Genomic DNA, 18,833 nt, shown 5'->3' on the forward strand with positions numbered 1-18,833 from the left:
AACACCTCAGTATTGCTGGGGTGATAACTAGTTATTTGAATTTAATAGATTAATGCGGGCGGCAGTAACAGCGTCGATATCTGCACTAGCAGCAATATCGTTCTGATGACTCGCGAGTGCTTTCTCAATCGGCTTGGCTAGTACTTTGCCGTATTCCACGCCAGGTTGATCAAAGCTATTGATATTCCACAGGGCACCTAAAGTTGCAGTACGGTTTTCATAGAGTGCAAGCAGGGCCCCCAGATAAAAAGCATTGAGTTTGGGTAGTAATAGCAAGTTACTCGGGCGCTTGCCTGGATAGACATCATTTGGATTTGCAGCAGACTTACCATTTGCCAATGCCTGAGCTTGCGCTAAACAGTTCGAAAGTAGAATGCGATGATGCGCAATAGCCTCAGGTCGATCACTCATAGGCTCACGAATGGCAATGAAATCAATCGGAATGATTTCTGTACCTTGATGAAAGAGCTGAAAGTATGAGTGTTGCGCATTACTACCCGCGCTGCCAAATACCACTGGTGAAGAATGCTTAACTGCCTTGCCATCCCGATCCACGCTCTTGCCGTTACTTTCCATATCCAGTTGCTGCAACCACTTTGGAAACCAATCTAAAGCATCTGCATACGGAATAGCAGCATACGCTTTAATCTGATGTTTCTCTTGCTGGTGGAGCAAAGAGAGTGCCATGATGACGGGGAGATTTTCTTCAAGAGGTGCATTCTTAAAATGCAAATCCATCGCTTCGGCACCAGCTAAAAATTGTTTGAATGTCTCAAAGCCATATTGCAAAGCAATTGGTAGACCTACTGCCGACCATACAGAGTAGCGGCCACCCACCCAATCCCAGAAAGGAAAGATATTGTCTTGGCTTACTCCAAAGTCTTTGGCGGCGGGGATGTTGGCAGTGACTGCATACAAAGAATCAGTAATTTGGCTGGTAGAGCAACCACTGTCTTTAAGCCAAGCAACAACGGCTTTGGCATTCATGGAAGTTTCAAGAGTCGTGAATGACTTCGAGACCACGATGACACGAGTGCTATGCGCTTGAGAGCGAGCAAGGATGCGTGCTAACTCAGCAGTATCAATATTAGCCAAAAAATGCATCCGCATACCGCGGCTTGTAATCCCAGGAACATGGGCGAGCGCTTCAATTGCTAAGCGAGGGCCAAAGTCTGATCCGCCTATGCCAATATGAATGACATCGGTGACGCCAACCCAGGTATTACACAGCGCATCAATGCGATGCCAAACTTCAGAAACCGCGGGCATGACATCTTTGCCATCGATCATGACCGGCGTTTTGCTTAAGTTGCGCAGCGCAGAGTGAAGGGCGGGGCGATCTTCACTATTGTTAATGTGCTTACCAGCAAACATATCTGCAATAAATTGCTCTAGATGACTCTGGCGAGCGGAAGTAAAAAGCTTTTTCCAGTGAGCAGTATCAATTCCTTGATAGGCGGTATCGAGCACCACATCAAGGGCAGAGTGAATATTTTGGTTAGCTAATTCGGCGTGCACAGACATGGCTAGATTTTATCAATAAGGACATCAAAATCCCCTTAAAACGCTGAAAATGTTACGATTTCACCAATAACAAGGCTTTATCTTAGGCAAAAGTCATTACAAAATTGAGACATATCTGAAATCAAGTCAGGAATAGCGGATGGAGCAGGTTGATTGCGTGGTGGTAGGCGCTGGAGTAGTTGGTTTGGCAGTTGCTCGCGAGATGGCATTGCAGGGCCGAGAAACGATTTTGCTCGAGCGTGAGGATTCTTTTGGAACCATCAGTAGTGCACGCAACAGTGAAGTGATTCACGCAGGGATTTATTACCCTAAGGACTCTCTAAAGGCTAAGCTCTGCGTAGAAGGTAATCGTCTCTTGTATGAATACTGCCGAAGTCATCAAGTGAGCACGCAAGCCTACGGTAAGTTAATTGTTGCTGCAGACGCTAGTCAGTTAGATGACCTTCAGGCAATTCTCTATAAGGCTCAAAATAACCAAGTGCCTGATATCAAGATGATTTCAGGTGCGCAGGCGAAAGCGCTGGAGCCGCAGTTGCGATGTGAGGCAGCAGTGCTCTCAAGTTCAACGGGTGTAGTAGACAGTCACGGATTAATGCTGTCATTGCTAGGCGGATTTGAGGATGCAGGAGGCATGGTTGCCTATCAATCCCCTTTGCTCAGCGCTAAGCCGATTGGCAATAATGCCCAGGGTGGCTTTGAGCTCATGATTGGTGGCGTTGACGGTATGACCATTCAGACGAAATTGCTGATGAATTGTGCGGGACTAAGTGCGCCAGCGCTAGCCCAAAAAATTGAAGGCCTCTCGAAAGACCGAATACCCAAAGCCTACTTCGCAAAAGGCAATTACTTCTCCTTATCAGGTAAATCTCCATTCAGTCATTTGATCTATCCAATACCTGAACCGGGTGGACTAGGTGTTCATCTGACTCTCGACATGGGTGGGCAGGCGAAGTTTGGTCCAGACGTGGAATGGCTGGATATCGATGAAGAGAGCCAGATTAATTACACGGTTGACCCGCAGCGAGGAGAAGCTTTTTATGCAGCAGTTAGGCAGTACTGGCCAGGCTTAAAAGATGGTGCTTTACAAGCAGATTACTCAGGTGTCAGAGCCAAAATCGTCCCGCCAAATGCCCCAGCAGGAGACTTTTACTTTGAAGGACCCCAGCAGCATCAACTGAACGGCTTATTTAACCTCTATGGCTTTGAGTCCCCAGGGCTTACCTCTTGCTTGGCAATTGCTCAGCATTTGGAGGCACAAATCAAAAGTTCTCTATAATCTAGGACTTAAATCGCAAAGGAAGAGTGGCAGAGCGGTTGAATGCACCAGTCTTGAAAACTGGCGAGGATGAAAGTCCTCCGTGAGTTCGAATCTCACCTCTTCCGCCAGTATTTATATAGAAAACCCAGTATATTCAATGAGTTACTGGGTTTTTTGTTGTCTATATTTTTTCTAGTACCCGCATTGGTACCCACTTATTCTTCAAATCGTTCCCTGGTAAGAGGTAGCTTATCTGTTGGTGGTGGCGTGGCTGTTCTATTGTGACGTTGCTGGTCTTCTGACGCCGCCTCAAATACTCTGACGCGCTGCAGCTCCTGTTCTTTGGCTTCAGCTAGCTTGGACGCTGGAATGACCTTGCCGTCCTTAATAAGTCGCTCCAGTTGGAATTGCTTAAAGGTTTGAGTCTTTATCTTGCTAGCGAATTGGGTGTTGCTATTGTCTGAGCTATCGAAGTCCATGCATTTACTCTAACAAAATTATTGATGGGTACCCCCTTAGAACTTCCCCAGGAGTAGACCCCACCCACCCGGCACCCCCCATTTTCTAAAAAGGTTCCTCCCGATTCTCCCATACACATTGATCTGCTCAAACGATTCTTTGAAATTTGAAATTAAAACTAACGAACCCAAGTTTGAGTTCTACCCAACAATGGGATGCCAATATAACCCCTCACTTCCAAAGTTTTGTCGTTGACCAAATTAATTTTTACCTTATAAATCTCACCTTCTTCGGGATCTAGAATTTCTCCACCCGACCAAACCCCTGGGCTAGATTTTTTGAGGCCTTTCATAATCATCATACCGATTATGGGTTTACCTTTTCGCTCATCTTTACATAAGTTGCAGTGGGTTACTAGTGTTTCGCCAGGGGTAGGAATTAGCTCAGTAACGGTGCCGATTAATTCACCATTTTTTTCATCTAATCTAATTAATGAGCTGGGTTGATTTGTTTTCTCATCAATCGTTTTCCAAATTCCAAGTACTGGGTCTGTCGATTGTGCATTGCCATAACTTACAAAAAGAAAAGTACCCAAAAATGTACATTGGATAAATTTTGTAATGATTTGTAATGAGTTGGTCATAATGTTTTCATTGAGTGGTTTGGCTGCTAGTACAGATAGTCGTCTTTCATGTTAGATTGACGCCATGATGAAATCTGTAAAACTAACCGCAGGCTTGATATTACTTTGTTTTTTATCAAGCATTTCTGCAGCTTATGCTGCAAACAGTATAGATTCTGATGCTCCAAACGGGATTCCAGATCGTGTTGTGGGTGATATCGGAGCTGCTGTGTACAGCACCAATCTGAATATTGGTAGCACTGGCAGCCAATCAATGGCCTTACCCTATGGATTTTTTGACTACCAGCGCTTTGCCATGCGCATAGATCAGTTGGCCTTTAAAACTTTGCCTGTCGGATTTGGGTTTCTTGAAATCGTAGGTAAGGTAGATCCTGATTCCTACAAGGTCAAATCAACCATTAACAGTCAAACGATTAACAAAGGTTACCAAGTACCTATTGGCCTAGGAACATTTCAAGATACACCTATTGGGGCATTCTTTTTGAATGCCTATCATGACTTTGGTCAATCGAAAGGCAATCTCCTTGAAGTTAATTATTTTGCAGAAATCGAATTGATTAGCAAAGTAGTCCTCTACCCGCAAGTAGGCATGGAACGTCAGTCGGGCTCTTTTGCGAACTACTACTATGGTGTTACTCCTGGGGAGGCTCAAATTACTGGATATCGAGCATATACAGCTTCTGCTTCAAATAACCCATTGGCAGGTTTTTTACTTGAAATACCAGTAGCAGATGATTGGTACGTTAATTTATATGGAAAACGAAAATGGCTAGGTTCAGGAGTCAACAACAGCCCAGTTCTAACTCGCTCATATCAAGATACGATGTTTATGGCGCTTGCCTATCGTTTTAAATAGATTAATCAATGATGCGATCACGAATTATTAATTGTTTAGCATCTTTGCTGTATTGAACTACTGCCTTGCGCTTAAAAAATGATTCTTGAATGAATTCTACGGATTCATTAACAACTATTTCACGCTCGTTATCTAAAGTGATGATATGGTAAGAGCCGCCAAGCCAAATAATCTTACAAGTTGAAGAGCTGATGCTCTTAGAGATCCAGTCAATAGTTGTTGGTGCAACTACATCATCATCTATAGAGCAAATGATTTTTAAGTCAGATCGAAAATCTTGAAGTATTTTTTTTGCAAATTCAATCAGGCACAAGGACTGATATAAATGTTTTGCTGAGAGAGATGCTGATCCCACTTCTGTAGTTTCCTGCTCTAAGATTTGTTTTGCAACACGACGACGTACTTCAGGGTTGCGTAAGCCGTAAGGTTGAGATTCTTTATAGTGCCAATTCGTAATGCCAAGTTTGAAGACAACATAAAGTAATGGGTAGTACCAAGGCACACTCCAACCATCAAAAGCAAAAACGGGGGAGAGGGCCACTACTGGTAGACCCTTTTGATAATCAGCCTCGTAGGCTATTGCTAGTGTTGCACCCATGCTCAAGCCAACTAAACAAACTTGATCGTGGTTTTCAAGCAGTAAATTGACTACCGTATCTAATTCAGAGAGCCAAATATCAAATGTATCAAAGCCACTTTGAGCAGAGTAGCCATGAATTCTGGGAATACAAGAGGTATGCCCTAATTTTTTGATTGCTTTGGGGATCGATCCCAACTCCAACATGGAGCCCTGAAGGCCAGGCAGGAATACTACTGCCATACCTGAAGTTCCTAGGGTAAACTCCTCGAAAAGATCATTCACTTCATTGGACATGGTTTTAATTGGTAGTTAGCTTTAAGAGAGTGTAATCCAAATGCAAATAAAAAATTCACGGGCATGGGCGCCTCATATTCCTTCTGTCTATGGATATGCATTGCTTGGAACCCTGGCTGCATTTTTCATGCGCTATCAATTCCATCCATTGATGCAAGCCCAGTTCCCAATATTATTTTTTCTTTTTAACACCACTTTGATTGCTTACAAGTTCGGCTGGAAGCCAGCATCGATGAGCGCCATTATTGGGATGATATTGGCCTATTATTTTTTTATACCGCCATTTAATAGTTTTGAGTTACCTACCTTACTAGATTCTCTAAATCTCAGTATCTATTCGCTTCTATTCTTTACGGTTATTTATTTAATTGAAAAATTACAACGTGAGCGATACAGGGCTGTGTTGATTGCCAGAGTATCTGATTCAAGAATGCAAATAATGGCTAAATTAAGTGCTAAAAAATAATTATTAGCTTTATTTTCGCTTCAGCAATCTTCTTAGCTACTCAATTTACTTACATTGAGAATCGCAAAAAATAATTGCTCTGGGTCGTTCATGTCATATTTCACATAGCCTGTCGGCTTTCGACCTCTTGTATAGTCACCGTTAAAAAGATTGACGTGGTCACCTATGTCGCGCAATGTCAGCAAAATGGCTGATGATTTTCTCCGTTGCTCCTCTGACTCTCTTGTTCTCTCACCATTTCTGTACTTCGGGTGATTCACGCCTCGTAATACGTTGCGGGACTTGTGGGCTCCATGCATGCGGCAGCTAGAGCAGCCGTAAGCAGCTGGGTTTTTACATCGCTGTTTAGTGCGCTTTGTCATAACTTGACATCGTTTGGCACCGTTTAGTAGGCTCGGTAATGGCATAAGTAAATTTCTTTACATCAGATTACATAGGGTGTGAGGGGTCTTTTGAAGGCAAAAAATTTATTTCTCGCAATACCCATGCAAAGGACCATGACGAGAGCTACTCGTGCGCAGGTGAGCAGGGCATGTCTATTGAATATCTTGGGCATCTTGATCATCTTGAGTTCCTTAGCTTCACGGTTACAGTAAGTTATTCAATCTGTTCAAGATGCTCAATATATTCAGACAGGCTAGAGTTGATCAGCTTTCATCATTGCTTCTTTTGCGGTATCAAACCAATTGCCCTGAAGTATTCCTTGTGACGGAGTTACAACGTACCACTTGTCACTTGTGGCCTTTTTAACACTTATTATTCCAGCTTCATTAATCTTGTAATAACCACCTTTTTTCGATTCCTTCCAACCGACATTTCGTGAAATTGGGGCGGCCAACTTAAAGTTGCATTCGAAAACAAATTCCTCCATTGCCTCCTGAGCTTCTTCTGGGGTATCGTAAGAGCCCTTGAGAAATTCGCTGTCGCGAACTCCGCTCCACCCATCCCCAGATTTCTTTTTAAATACGGTCATGATGTCATCTGCACTTATTTTGTAGACATAGTTGCCGTTTGCGTTTTCATTCCATTCAGACATTTTTAGCTCCTAAATTTGAATCGTTACTTACTTGAACAAGCGTCCACTCCCAGGCTTCGCTACCTTTTTTGACCGTGATATACATGTCGTCCTTGGCTCTGCGTATTGATGCCCAGGAAATGCCAGCGCTCTTTGCCGCCTCCTTGATGTCATTAACGGGTTTGGTGCCACCTGATAGCTCTTCCTCAAGGAAGTTCTTTGCCTCATCTACAGCTTTTATTTGGGTCTTCTTCGATGGAGCTAGCAACTCATTTGCTGAGCGGAAAGACTTGTCTACCCATGTAATGTGCGAGGTTTTGATTTCATCTTCACCGCTGTGAAGAATCTTTTCCTTGATGTCATAAATAAACCCGTACTTATCATTACCAAGGTTGTTTTTGACTGGCAGCATATGCCTTGTGTGGTCGAGCTCATCTTCGCCAACTAAATAAGCCACCCTAGATACTGCAACCCACGCACCAGTTCCATTAAAGCGCTGGTGAGCGCCGCCATCAGAGCGTTTATTTAAATGCACCACCAATAGAACCAATGCGCCACTATCATGCGCCAGCGTTTGAAGTGGGGCCAACATCTTTCTGACATCCGAATCCTTGTAGGTGTCGGTTTTACCGCCAATGTACGCATTTGGTGGGTCAATGATGATTAGGCGAACGTCACCTAATTTGGTGGCGCAATCTCTTAGTAAGGCAACGTCTTGATCTAGCTGAAATGGTTCGAGCTCTTTACCTTCTTGCGCAATTCCTTGAACGATATGCACTTTATTGAGCACTGCGCCAGCCGCTTCTAGTCTTGGCCTTATTGTTCTAGCGGCATCATCTTCGTTCGCAAGAATAATGACGCTACCTATCGGTGCAAATCCATTTTGTAGTGGCGACCCAGCTCCAGATGTTGCAAGCGCTGCTAATTTAATCGCAATTTGAGACTTGCCTAGGCCAGGATTACCCCCAATTACTCCGATCATGCCAAGTGGGAAGCAATCTTCAACCAACCAGTCAACACGTTCTGCGATGATTTGATCAGCGCTGGTGGTAACTAAGCCTTTAGGCTGCTTAACGACTTCACTAGTTTTCTTGGTAACCTCAGACGGGAACTCTGCAATACCTTTGTACCCATTCTGTTTTGCTATAAAGAAGATGCTCCTGTAGCTGATCTTACGTTTTTCTTTTAGTTCGCTTGACCACACGCCGTCAAAATCCGTTTGATCAAATAGATCACCACGCTCGCTATACTCCAGCGCTATATCGTATCCAGAGCTCCAGCCTAGGTCGCGTATTCCCCAGATGGTATTTCTCCAAGGTACGCGATTGCCGTGCTCTTGTGGATCAGGGTCCATACCCTCTAAGATCTTTTTGAGATGCGATATGTTCTCTAGCGTCTCAGGTATTTTGGGTGCAACTACACTTTTGGGTGTAGGCGCCTTTGTTTTTGGTGGTAGCTTTTGATGGGCTTCAAAGATTGCCCTTTTTAGATCAGGTAGTTGAATTAAGCTAGGCATGGCTTAGCCTCCAATAACTTCGTACCAATAGGCGCTGCGCGATCTCGAAAGTTGATAGTGTTCGGTATGCGCAAGACCCTAGCAGCATCAGTCGTGACCTCGCCATCTACATCTAGGCCAAAGTCTTCCGCAATTTCACGTAATGCTTGTGCTTTAGGGAGCCATTCGCTTGTAGACATCGCCTCAGAGGTTGCCCATACTGCATGTATGCCATGACCCGTGTGATGGATATAGCTCGGAACTGGCAGATTAGAGTGTTCTATAAACTTCTCAAGGTCGGCAAGAGCCTCTTCAGGGTTTTGGTACTTGCCACCGCCATGACTATCTAGATCAAGCCAGAATGAGCAAAGCTGCGCGGCATTATCTTGGGTACGCTTGATACTTGGAGATTCATAGCAAGCCATGCTGACATATAGGGCGCAGTTGGGTTTAAGTGAATCGAGTAATGACACCAACTCATCAATATTCTTGAAGTGCCGTTGAGACCATCCTTCTTCATCTGCAATGCCAAGATAGCCAGCACCTTCACGTACATCATCAAGCCAATGGCGTAGAGATTCTTCTTCATCTAAAGTAAAATTAGTTAACATAAGCGAGCTTTCTTATTTAATTTGCGTTGAGTAGGGGAGCTAGAGCTAGATTCGGGTTGCCGCCCTGTCTAGCTCGTTTTGTTTTGATGCTCATAACTGATCTCCAGCAATTCGAGATTTGAGCCACGCATCAATTGCGTCACTTGACCAGCCCGTACTTCTTGCTGTGAGCTTGATGCCTGGTGGAAATAGTTTGAGTCGAATTTGTTTGTAAATTGAAGAAGGCCTAAGCCCAGTAATTTCACAAACTTCGGTAATACGATAGATCTTTATAGGCATTTATAGGCCCCTCCGTGTTGAACATAAAACGGAGTTTCATCCTATAAATGCGTTATGTATGCTCCTTGAGCTTACAGGTTTCGGGTACTACTTATTCTTCTTTGGAGTGTTGTACTCGTAAATTGAGTCCCTATCAGACGCTGATCGAAGCGTGTTTGCTCGATGAATTTTTTTCTTTTCGTACCACTTTTTTCTTATGTAGGCTGGATCATAAGAGCAGTCTGAGTCTTCACCAAAGAGTTTCGTTGCGATCCTTGAGCCTTCCTCAAATGCTTCTTTCATTGAATATGGCTTTATTGGCTGACCATTTTGATCAATATCAGGGTCAGTTGCGCATGCTATCCAATGGAATATGAAATCCATATTTGATCTAGATGTCTCATCTTGTTTTGATTTGCCATCACCGTAAGTGAGGCCAAGAATTCTAGCTGGATCACGTCCTGCACCCATTCCTCGGAAGACATGTATTAAATACTGCAATTGCTCTTTTGTTGGAGGGTCTCCATTTTCCAGTTGCTTAGCAAATGCCCTAAAACGTTTTTTTTGATCAGCTGGGCTCACGCTGCTGCCCTTAGTTGAGTAACTTTATCCATACTAAACCCAGCAGCCTGCGCATCACACCAGTCAGCAAACCATTGCATCATTCCGATCCGCTCATCCATAAAGTTGGAGCGCAAATAAGCTCTGCGAATCTTATTTTTCTCTGAATGATCTAGTTGACGCTCAATAGCATCTGGATTAAATCTATTTTCATTCAAAACATCTGTAATTAAGGATCGCAGACCATGTGCCGTTACTACAAACCCAAGTCTGTGTAAGGCAAGTCGTAAAGTATTCTCTGACATAATTTTATGTTTGCCTCTGCCTGGGAAAATGTAGTTATTGCCATCGCGATACGTTAGTGGCTTGATTAAGAGCAGGGCGGAAATTGCCTGTGATGGAAGTGGGACTTGATGTTCTCTACCGCTTTTCATTCTCGTGCTGGGTATAGTCCAGGTAGCATTCTCAAAATCAATCTCATTCCACAGAGCGCCGCGGATGGAGTTATCCCTTAATCCAGTGTAAAGCGCTAGGCGTAAAGCACAAACAGTCTTGAGATCAAGTTTTTGATTAATACCAGTTACATTCAGCGCATTAATCAGGTCGCCTACTTTGTTTTGGGGTAGGGCAGAAAAATGCTTAACTGGCGGCTTTTTAAAGTAGGGGTTGTCAGCCATATCTCGCGCTGGATTAATAGTTCCCCTGTGAGTTGCTCTTGCATATGAGAATATTTGCGCTGCTATTCCACGTGCTCTACGCGCTGATTCCTTTGTACCCTTGTCGTAGGACGCTTTAATGATCGTATAAAGATATGCCTCTTGAATGGAATCGATTGGCATTCTCTCCAGGTCTGGCAGTAGGTAGCGCTTTAATAGCCCATTGTTTCGCTCGTAATAATGCGCACTCCATTCGGATTCATTATGCGCAAGCCATTCCCTAGCAATAGCACCGAAGGTGGCCTCGCCCTTGATTATCTGGTTTGCCTTTGCTACTCGATTGGCAGTAGACGGGTTATCGCCCTTAGCAACGTGCTGCCTGGCTTCATCAATCTTCGCTCTCGCGATTTGTAAAGTAACTTTTGGGTAGGCGCCAAGTCCAGAAGACATCTCTTTGCCGCCAAGCCGATAGCGATATATCCACGTGCGACTGCCATCGGGACGGATGCGTAAACGCAGCCCAGCACCATCATTTAAATAGTAGAGCTTTGCTTTAGCTTTTGCAGCTTTGCATGCGGCTTCAGTTAGTAATTTTTCAGCAGCCATTAAGTTCTCCAGTACCCACGCCAGTACCCAATTTTACCGTAGCTTTTGGTGTGGTGCTATGAAGTGCTGTAACTTAAAGTACCCGTATTTATTGGGTTTAAAGGTGATTTATAGATTGTGGTGAAGCTCTGTAAAACCCAATTCGTCGCACACCTCTTCCGCCAAATAAATAGGTATTACAAGGATTTGTGGCAACACAACAGCCTTGTTACCAAAATCGTTACCAAAGCCATCCTGCGGGGTGGCTTTTCTTTTGGCACTGAGGGTCCGCTATCGGCCAATTAGAGACGCTTGTAAGAAATAAGTCCGCGCCTTTCTAAGGAGTAGGTCGCACGTTCGAATCGTGCTGGGCAGGCCATAAACTTCAAAAATATTGACAACTACGTCCTAGACAGTACTAAAGTACTTACTATATCTAATAACTGTAACTAATACATAAATTCAAAGGGGTAGGGATGCAAATATTCTTAAAAAGAACACTGGTCGGTTTTTTATCGACTTTAATCGTAGCTACACCAGCGTTTGCTCAAGATAGTAATACATCAAATCCACTACCAAAAGTCTCGCAAGAATGGCGCTTTGAAGTTACTCCTTATGTATGGGCGCCTGCAATTAAAGGCACTATAAATTTTGATAATGGCCTTGCGAAAACTGCTGATTTTTCTTCGAGCAATGTCCTTAGCAATCTGAAGTCTGGCGCAATGATGGCTGCTGAAGCGCATAAGGGTAACTGGGGCATTATGGGCGATCTTGTTTCAGCTACGTTGCAACATTCAGGATCAGTTCCCATATATGGCGGCGCTGCCACCGTAGCAGACAAAATTACGCTGCAGCAAACGGTTTTAACTGGTGCCGCAACTTATACGCTTGCTAATACACGGGACGTATATGTTGACGCCTTGCTGGGAGCTCGGGCAATTGATATTACAGCTACCTTAAACGGCAATTTAATTGGTACCGCTGAAAAAGAAACGATTTCAAAGAAAACCTCGACGGTCGATCCTATCATCGGTGCTAAAGGTCGTTACCGTATCGCTGACTCAAGTTGGTATCTGCCTGCCTATGCCGATATTGGCAGTGGTGGTGGTACTACGAATTTGACATGGCAGGTAATGGCTGGCATTGGTAAATCATTTGGCAGCTTGATTGATGCGTCATTGACGTATCGCGCGTTGTATTACGACATGAAGGCTGGTGGTGTTTTGCAAAAGACCACGATGCAAGGTCCGCAAGCTGCCATTACTTTTAAATTTTGATTCTGAATCACTGATCCCATGAAAACATTCAAACGTATTCTTGTCGTTATCGCAGCGACTACATTGTCTAGTCTAGTAGCTGCTCAAAGCAGTAGCGCCCCTGATGGGGGTGTGGATAAGGTCGGCATTGCTAAAAAACTAGCCAACCCGATTGCCAATATGATTTCGGTGCCACTGCAATACGAATTTAGTCGTGGTGTTGGTAAAAATCAGGGGGGTTCAGAGCAGACCTTGCTCTTTCAGCCGGTAACCCCATTTGATCTTGGTGGCGGAGATACTTTTATTGTTCGTCCGATTGTTGCCGGTGTAAGAGAGGTCAGTGTTCAGGCTGCGAATGGACAATCATTTTCGGGTTATGGCATTGCTAGCGTTACGGTGGAATCGTTCTATGCACCCAACACTAATTCATCGTGGATCTGGGGGATGGGTCCCTATGCTGTATCTCCCTCGGGCAATAGCGGCAAGTTTGGCTCCCAACAAACAGGTGCTGGTGTGACGGGTGTAATTCTCAATCGTCATGGTCCCTGGACTTATGGATTGCTAGGTTATCAGTCTTGGAGTGTAGGTGGCAATCCAAGCTTTGGCACGCAAAACAATTTATATGGCCAACCGTTTGTCGCTTTCACCAACAAGGACGCATTTACTTATACCGTGAATATGGAGGCGCAATATAACTACGATACGCATCGTACTTCCAACCCCTTATATGCCGGCGTATCGAAATTAATGGTATTTGATGGCGTACCTTTGCAGTTTGCCGCTGGCCCTATGTATTACATTAGCAATACTCCAGGCGGTCCGTCAGGATGGGGCGCTCGTGCCACAGCAACTTTGGTCATTTTGAAATAAACAAAAGCGTTTGAAGGCTGACACCAGACTTTATATAAGGACTCATATGAAACAAATCATCGCTCATAAAATTGTTGCTACATCACTCTCACTAACCTTAGTATTTGCTCCCTTTTTGAGTGAGGCATGTACTGCTGTGAATATCACTGCAAAAGATGGCTCTGTTGTTGCGGGTAGAACAATGGAGTGGGCTTTTGATATGAAGTGGCAGTTAACCGTCAATCCCAAAGGTACAGCTATCGCGTTAACTGCGCCTAGTTCAATGAAATTACCTGCAAGCAGTTTGTCGAGTAAATATGGATTTGCAGGTATCTCACCAGCCATCCTACCAGGACCACCTGCCTACTTAGAAGGTCAAAATGAAGCTGGTCTAGCGATTAGTGGAAACTTCTTGCCAGGCTTTACTGAATACCAGACAGTCAGCCCGCAAGATAAAAACTACGTTTCGATTCTTAATTTAGGCGGCTTTATTTTGGGGATGTTTGCTACAGTCAAAGAGCTGCGTAATGAATTACCAAAATATAAAGTTTGGTTTGATCCAAGTGAAGTAAAGGGTTTACCAACCCCGCCATGGTTGCATTTTGTTTTAACTGATCGAAGTGGCGAGAGTATCGTGATTGAGTTTGTAAAAGGCCAAATGGTCATCCACAATAATCTAGCAGGCGTCTTAACAAATGCCCCAACCTATGACTGGCACCTGAATAACGTACGAAACTATTTGTCACTGACAGCAACTGCTACCCCCTCTGTGACTGTTGGCAACGTTAATGTAACTGAGTTAGGACAGGGCGGTGGTTTGATTGGCTTGCCAGCGGATTACACTCCACCATCGCGTTTTGTCAGAGCCACTTATCTCAGGCAGCTTGCCTATCAGCCTAGTAATAGCATTGATGCTGTTGCGTTAACGGGTCATATTTTAGATAATGTGGACATTCCTATGGGGGTTGCAAGATCTACTGATGGCAAGCAGATAGTCTCTGATTACACGCAGTGGATCAATCTGAAGGATTTAAAAAATAACAAGATGAAGATTGCTAATTATGCAAGTCGCACCAACTTTATCGAGATTGATTTGAACCAAATGTTTAAATCTGGAAAAACAAAAAGCTGGTTAGTGGATAAATTGCCTTACCCAAAAAACGATTTGACAACAGAACTCTTAAAATAAATTAGTAGATAAACCGCCTTCGGGTGGTTTATTTTTTAGTGCATCAAACTAGGTTTATTTGTTCATGAAAATTTCAAAACCTTAATACATCGGCCATTTATGCGTATCCTCAAAATTATTTTCTCTGCAGTTTTTCTTTCGCTAGCCACCCCGGTCTTTGCCGACAATGCAGTGATTTATTTCAATGGTGACATCCTGACGATGGAGGGTGATAAGCCACAGTATGTTGAAGCAGTCGTAGTGAAGGGCAGGAAGATCGCTTATGTCGGTAATCTGCGAGACGCTTTAAATGGAGCCGGCGCTAATCCAGTAATGCAGGATTTAAAAGGTCAAACTTTATTGCCAGGCTTTATTGATGCCTGGGGCCACTTTACCCTGATTGCTCAGAACACTCTCGCTGTCAATCTGGGGTACTTTTCCAAAAATCCGCCGAAAACTACTAAGCAGCTAATAGACCGCTTGAAAGCAGAAGCAAGGCCATTTAATGGTTGGATTATTGGCGCAGAGTATGCAGACGCTTTTCTTACCGACGGTCCTTTAACCATTGCTCAGTTAGATGCAGCATTTCCTAATCAGCCAGTATTTGTTAATAACATTTCTACCTTGACTGGGATTGTGAATACTACGGGACTAAAAAAGCTAGGATTTACCAAAGCCACTAAAGTGACGCAAGGCATGCTGCCCGTTGATCCAAAGACAGGAAAGCTTACTGGTGAGTTGATTGGTGATCCAAATTTCGAGGCAACAGCGAAGGTATTCGGTAAGTCTTCCCAAGATTTAACGATGGAAACTTATCGCAAAGCCGAACAGATCTATGTCTCAAATGGATACACTACTGCGCAAAGCTATGAAACTACGATTCAAGATATTAGCAATATGCGCCAAGCAGTTGATCGTAATGTGATCAGCGTAGACCTGATTGCGTTGCCCACCTATGATGTGGTTGATCAATTGCTTGCAACCAATAAAAATTATCCATTTGGAGCCTATACCAAGGGTGATGGCGGCTTTAAGGTTGCTGGAATATTGGTTTCTACAGATGGCGCACCACAATTGCGTTTGGCCTATTTCACGAAGCCTTACACTGATAACACAGGTTTTTCAAAAGATTGGCGCGGGATGGCTGTTGCTTCTCAGGATTTGGTTGATAAGTATGCCAAATTAGCCTATGAAAAAAATATCCAGTACTTCGGTTACTCCAATGGGGATGCCGGTATTGATATGGCACTTTCTGGAATTACCAAGGCAATAAAAGAAACGGGTATTACTGAAGACCGCAGATCAGTAATCTCACATTCCTTCTTTGTTCGTGATGATCAACTCGACCAATACAAAGGCAATAAAATCTTGCCCCAATTTATGCCTAACCACATCTGGATGTATGGGGACGTGTACAAACGGATTCTGGGGGACGAGAGAGCTAACAATATGGTTCCACTCAATTTGGCTAAAGCAAAAGGTGTGCAATTTGGACTTCATAATGACACGCCATCATCAGGGCCAAGTGCATTGTTTACGATTTGGACCGCGGTTAATCGCAAGACCTATGGAGGAAGTACTTTAGGCCCGGATCAGCGCCTTGATCCCTATACAGCGCTACGTGGCTTTACTGCTGTGCCTGCATATCAGTACAAAGAAGAGGCATTAAAGGGCACTATTACAGCTGGAAAACTTGCGGATATGGTGATTCTTGATCGCAATCCAATGAAAGTAGACCCAATGGAAATTAAGGATATTCAGATTGTGAAGACCATTAAGAATGGTAAAGATCTTTATGGTCGCCCCTAGTTAGGTAGATTAGTACTCAAAGTTGATGGACTCCTTTGTGCTGTTGCGGAGGTAGGCTCCATCAAATAAAAACCCCAGCAATCACTTGCTGGGGTTTTATCTTTCTAGTAACTAGAAAATTTTTATTGCATTACTTCTTAGCAGCCGGAGCGCTGACAACTGCAGCAATCGCTTCTGTGTAAACCACTTTAACTTGGTCGTTTACAGCAATATCTTTCATTAAGTCAGGATTCTGAACTTTAACTTTGAAGATGTTTCCTTGAGGACCTTTTAAAGAAACGATGTTCTTAGCCGCATCAATTGCTTCAATATTAGCAGTAGCAGTAATAGTGTTAGTAGTGATCATGCCTGGCTTATCACCTTGTGGGGCAGTAGTAGTGGCAGTAGTAACTTGCTCACCAGTTGTACCTGGGTTTTTCACCTTAACCAACTCAATAGCAACAGCGAGTTCATATACAACGTCAAAACGATCACCCACTTTAATCTCAGCGAAGTTCTTTACTTCAGGGCCGGCAACGATAGTTGATTCGCCATCTTGATTCTTGAGAGTCACTGTACGGGTTGCAGCATCAATCTTGATGACTTCACCGTCATAAATGAGGGCGCTCTCTTGAGCAGCTACGGCAGCAACTGGAGCTTTTGGTTGGTTAAGAACAAAGTATGCGCCGATAGCGATAGCAGCAAGAACGACAACGATGAGTATTTTTTTCATAACAGCATTAATCCTTAATAAATTGAATCACATTACCTGTGAGTGATAGTGGGGTAATTGATAAATATGGTTGTTTTAACAATTATGGAGATTGTATTACTCATGCAATTAATCAGAATGAATTTTCAGAGCGAATTCGGCTAAAAAGGGCCTAATTTCACACTTTTTATTGATCTATCGCAATCTTCAGTCTTTTAAAAGGCACATACTTAGTAAATGGCGTCAACAGGAGCAGATATGTTTTTGAAGTTACTTTCAGGGTTTGTATTCATGGGTATGGCCTTTGCGGTTAGCGCAGGAACGCCGCAAGATTTGCTGAAATCCTATGAAGCTCAGTCTGGGAAAGCAAATTCAGCTCGCGGAGAGCGGTTCTTTAACATTCAGCATGGCAAGGAATGGAGTTGTGCATCCTGCCATGAAAATCCCCCTAATCACGACACCAAACATATTGTTACTGGGAAGCTTATTAAGCCGTTGGCACCTAGCGCTAATCCAGCACGCTTTACTGATGAAGCCAAAGTAGAGAAATGGTTTAAGCGCAATTGCAACGATGTAGTCGGAAGAGACTGTACTGCGCAAGAAAAAGCAGATGTTCTCTCTTGGCTGATGACTGTTAAATGAACCCCATCAAAATGAAAAAAACTATATTCATTAGCGCCTTTTTGCTATTGATATCTTCGCCTACGTTCGCAGGAAAAATGGCAACGCCTACCGATATGCCGGCTTCTTATGAGGCAGAGTGCGCAAGTTGTCATATGGCATATCCGCCAGCACTCTTAAGTCAGCAGAGTTGGAGGAATGTCATGTCTGGTCTATCAAAGCACTTCGGTACCGATGCTAGCGTGGATCCTAAGACCCAGACTGAGCTGACTAACTGGCTAGTGAAGAATGCGACTACTAGATCAAAGTACAGCGAGACCGCCCCAGAAAACCGCATCACCAAAACATCCTGGTTTATTCGTAAGCATGATGAGGTGAGGCCTGAGGTTTGGAAGCGCGCAAGTATTAAGAGCCCAGCGAATTGTGGCGCTTGCCATATTGATGCTGCCAATGGCGTCTTTAGTGAGAAAAATATTAAGGTCCCAGCGAAATGAATCATCCCCTGAATGACGCAGTTGGCGCTACAGGCAAAGTAAGGCAATCCATTCTGGTGTGGGATATGCCGGTGAGGGTGTTTCATTGCTTGCTGGTAATTTGTTTTACAGGTGCGTGGCTTAGCTCAGAGAGTGAGCGCTGGGCCATGATTCACTATGCCTTTGGATATACCGCATGCCTGCTAGTTCTCATTCGACTGGTATGGGGCGTTATTGGCACACGTTACGCTAGATTTAGTCAGTTCCTCAAAAGTCCTAAGGCAGTCATTGCGCACTTTATGGCAATGTTACGTGGTCATCCTCATCATGATGTTGGCCACAATCCAGCGGGTGGTTTGGTCATGTTTGCACTGATGTTACTCATATTGTTGATTGGCTTTACTGGCTATCTATCGGTTAAAGAATTTTTAGGTAACTTTGTATCAGAGGCTCATGAAGCAGTTGCCAGTTTGGCGCTTGGCTTAGTCATCATCCACATCATTGCGGCCATTGGCATGAGCTTGATCGAAAGACAGAATCTGGTCAGATCCATGGTAAATGGTAAAAAACAGGGTATGCCAGAGCAGGGGATTCGGTATCCACAATACCTGATTGGCTCCTTGATCTTTATCAGTACGCTTTACTTCTTCTACCTGATCCTGAGTGGCGGCTTACCTAGTCTGACTCAGTAGATCGAGTCATTCT

22 protein-coding genes and 1 tRNA gene are annotated in these 18,833 nt (G+C 43.9%); 11 read left to right on the top strand and 12 right to left on the bottom strand.

What is annotated here, in order from left to right; translation table 11 throughout:
* Positions 1-27: 27 nt before the first annotated feature.
* A complete protein-coding gene (gene pgi / locus ICV89_RS03855) occupies positions 28-1,524 on the bottom strand; it encodes a glucose-6-phosphate isomerase (protein ID WP_215309850.1) in 1,497 nt (498 codons plus the stop codon).
* Positions 1,525-1,663: 139 nt separating this feature from the next.
* Here pgi and ICV89_RS03860 point away from each other — a divergent pair, with 139 nt between their 5' ends.
* Positions 1,664-2,800, top strand: a complete 1,137-nt coding sequence (locus tag ICV89_RS03860; protein ID WP_215309852.1) for an NAD(P)/FAD-dependent oxidoreductase — start codon at positions 1,664-1,666, stop codon at positions 2,798-2,800.
* Between the two features lie 20 nt (positions 2,801-2,820).
* Positions 2,821-2,910: transfer RNA gene (locus ICV89_RS03865), tRNA-Ser, on the top strand.
* Between the two features lie 87 nt (positions 2,911-2,997).
* Here ICV89_RS03865 and ICV89_RS03870 read toward each other — a convergent pair.
* Positions 2,998-3,261: a hypothetical protein gene (locus tag ICV89_RS03870; RefSeq protein WP_215309854.1), complete on the bottom strand. Its 264-nt coding sequence runs from the start codon at positions 3,259-3,261 to the stop codon at positions 2,998-3,000.
* A gap of 158 nt (positions 3,262-3,419) precedes the next feature.
* The gene (locus tag ICV89_RS03875) at positions 3,420-3,884 is read right to left on the bottom strand and encodes a DUF2147 domain-containing protein (RefSeq protein WP_215309856.1); all 465 of its coding nucleotides are present in this window, start codon (positions 3,882-3,884) and stop codon (positions 3,420-3,422) included.
* Positions 3,885-3,948: 64 nt separating this feature from the next.
* On the opposite strand from ICV89_RS03875, the gene ICV89_RS03880 reads away from it, so the two are divergent.
* Entirely contained in the window at positions 3,949-4,740 is a 792-nt protein-coding gene (locus ICV89_RS03880; RefSeq protein WP_215309858.1) for a MipA/OmpV family protein, read from the top strand.
* A gap of 1 nt (position 4,741) precedes the next feature.
* On the opposite strand, the gene ICV89_RS03885 is transcribed toward ICV89_RS03880, so the two are convergent.
* Positions 4,742-5,614: a carboxylesterase gene (locus tag ICV89_RS03885; protein ID WP_215309860.1), complete on the bottom strand. Its 873-nt coding sequence runs from the start codon at positions 5,612-5,614 to the stop codon at positions 4,742-4,744.
* Between the two features lie 40 nt (positions 5,615-5,654).
* On the opposite strand from ICV89_RS03885, the gene ICV89_RS03890 reads away from it, so the two are divergent.
* Positions 5,655-6,080 carry a DUF4118 domain-containing protein gene (locus ICV89_RS03890; RefSeq protein ID WP_215309861.1) on the top strand — a complete coding sequence of 142 codons (426 nt, stop codon included), beginning with the start codon at positions 5,655-5,657 and terminating at the stop codon, positions 6,078-6,080.
* A 32-nt stretch (positions 6,081-6,112) separates the two neighbouring features.
* Here the strand turns inward: ICV89_RS03890 and ICV89_RS03895 are convergent, their stop codons facing one another.
* From ICV89_RS03895 to ICV89_RS03925, 7 genes are all read right to left on the bottom strand, one after another.
* A complete protein-coding gene (locus ICV89_RS03895; protein ID WP_215309863.1) occupies positions 6,113-6,442 on the bottom strand; it encodes a hypothetical protein in 330 nt (109 codons plus the stop codon).
* A gap of 275 nt (positions 6,443-6,717) precedes the next feature.
* Complete coding sequence (locus ICV89_RS03900; protein WP_215309865.1) at positions 6,718-7,116, bottom strand: hypothetical protein; 399 nt, start codon at positions 7,114-7,116, stop codon at positions 6,718-6,720.
* Positions 7,109-8,611: an AAA family ATPase gene (locus ICV89_RS03905; protein ID WP_215309867.1), complete on the bottom strand. Its 1,503-nt coding sequence runs from the start codon at positions 8,609-8,611 to the stop codon at positions 7,109-7,111. Before ICV89_RS03905 ends, ICV89_RS03900 begins: the two co-directional genes overlap by 8 nt.
* A complete protein-coding gene (locus tag ICV89_RS03910) occupies positions 8,599-9,201 on the bottom strand; it encodes an AGE family epimerase/isomerase (RefSeq protein WP_215309869.1) in 603 nt (200 codons plus the stop codon). Before ICV89_RS03910 ends, ICV89_RS03905 begins: the two co-directional genes overlap by 13 nt.
* A gap of 90 nt (positions 9,202-9,291) precedes the next feature.
* Positions 9,292-9,480: an AlpA family transcriptional regulator gene (locus ICV89_RS03915; RefSeq protein WP_215309871.1), complete on the bottom strand. Its 189-nt coding sequence runs from the start codon at positions 9,478-9,480 to the stop codon at positions 9,292-9,294.
* An 87-nt stretch (positions 9,481-9,567) separates the two neighbouring features.
* On the bottom strand, positions 9,568-10,041 hold the full coding sequence (locus ICV89_RS03920; RefSeq protein WP_215309873.1) for a hypothetical protein: 474 nt from the start codon (positions 10,039-10,041) through the stop codon (positions 9,568-9,570).
* Positions 10,038-11,282 (bottom strand): integrase arm-type DNA-binding domain-containing protein, encoded by a 1,245-nt coding sequence (locus tag ICV89_RS03925; protein WP_215309875.1) that lies wholly within the window; start codon positions 11,280-11,282, stop codon positions 10,038-10,040. Before ICV89_RS03925 ends, ICV89_RS03920 begins: the two co-directional genes overlap by 4 nt.
* 455 nt (positions 11,283-11,737) lie before the next feature.
* Here ICV89_RS03925 and ICV89_RS03930 point away from each other — a divergent pair, with 455 nt between their 5' ends.
* The 4 genes from ICV89_RS03930 (at position 11,738) to ICV89_RS03945 (ending at position 16,343) form a co-directional block, all read left to right on the top strand.
* Entirely contained in the window at positions 11,738-12,538 is an 801-nt protein-coding gene (locus ICV89_RS03930; protein WP_215309877.1) for a hypothetical protein, read from the top strand.
* A gap of 18 nt (positions 12,539-12,556) precedes the next feature.
* Entirely contained in the window at positions 12,557-13,387 is an 831-nt protein-coding gene (locus ICV89_RS03935) for a hypothetical protein (RefSeq protein ID WP_215309879.1), read from the top strand.
* Positions 13,388-13,433: 46 nt separating this feature from the next.
* Positions 13,434-14,555, top strand: coding sequence for a choloylglycine hydrolase family protein (locus ICV89_RS03940; RefSeq protein ID WP_215309881.1), 1,122 nt, complete (start codon positions 13,434-13,436; stop codon positions 14,553-14,555).
* A gap of 99 nt (positions 14,556-14,654) precedes the next feature.
* Positions 14,655-16,343 (top strand): amidohydrolase, encoded by a 1,689-nt coding sequence (locus ICV89_RS03945; protein ID WP_215309883.1) that lies wholly within the window; start codon positions 14,655-14,657, stop codon positions 16,341-16,343.
* A gap of 130 nt (positions 16,344-16,473) precedes the next feature.
* Here the strand turns inward: ICV89_RS03945 and ICV89_RS03950 are convergent, their stop codons facing one another.
* Positions 16,474-17,055 (bottom strand): hypothetical protein, encoded by a 582-nt coding sequence (locus tag ICV89_RS03950; protein ID WP_215309884.1) that lies wholly within the window; start codon positions 17,053-17,055, stop codon positions 16,474-16,476.
* Between the two features lie 237 nt (positions 17,056-17,292).
* Here ICV89_RS03950 and ICV89_RS03955 point away from each other — a divergent pair, with 237 nt between their 5' ends.
* From ICV89_RS03955 to ICV89_RS03965, 3 genes are read left to right on the top strand one after another with little or no spacing between them, the layout of a single operon-like run.
* Entirely contained in the window at positions 17,293-17,676 is a 384-nt protein-coding gene (locus ICV89_RS03955) for a DUF1924 domain-containing protein (protein WP_371817886.1), read from the top strand.
* Between the two features lie 11 nt (positions 17,677-17,687).
* On the top strand, positions 17,688-18,149 hold the full coding sequence (locus ICV89_RS03960; RefSeq protein ID WP_251370905.1) for a diheme cytochrome c: 462 nt from the start codon (positions 17,688-17,690) through the stop codon (positions 18,147-18,149).
* On the top strand, positions 18,146-18,820 hold the full coding sequence (locus ICV89_RS03965; RefSeq protein ID WP_215309889.1) for a cytochrome b/b6 domain-containing protein: 675 nt from the start codon (positions 18,146-18,148) through the stop codon (positions 18,818-18,820). The genes ICV89_RS03960 and ICV89_RS03965 overlap by 4 nt, the downstream gene beginning before the upstream one ends.
* The last annotated feature ends 13 nt before the right edge of the window (positions 18,821-18,833 follow it).

It is taken from the genome of Polynucleobacter sp. Adler-ghost, from assembly GCF_018688495.1.
In the GTDB taxonomy this organism is placed as follows: Bacteria; Pseudomonadota; Gammaproteobacteria; order Burkholderiales; family Burkholderiaceae; genus Polynucleobacter.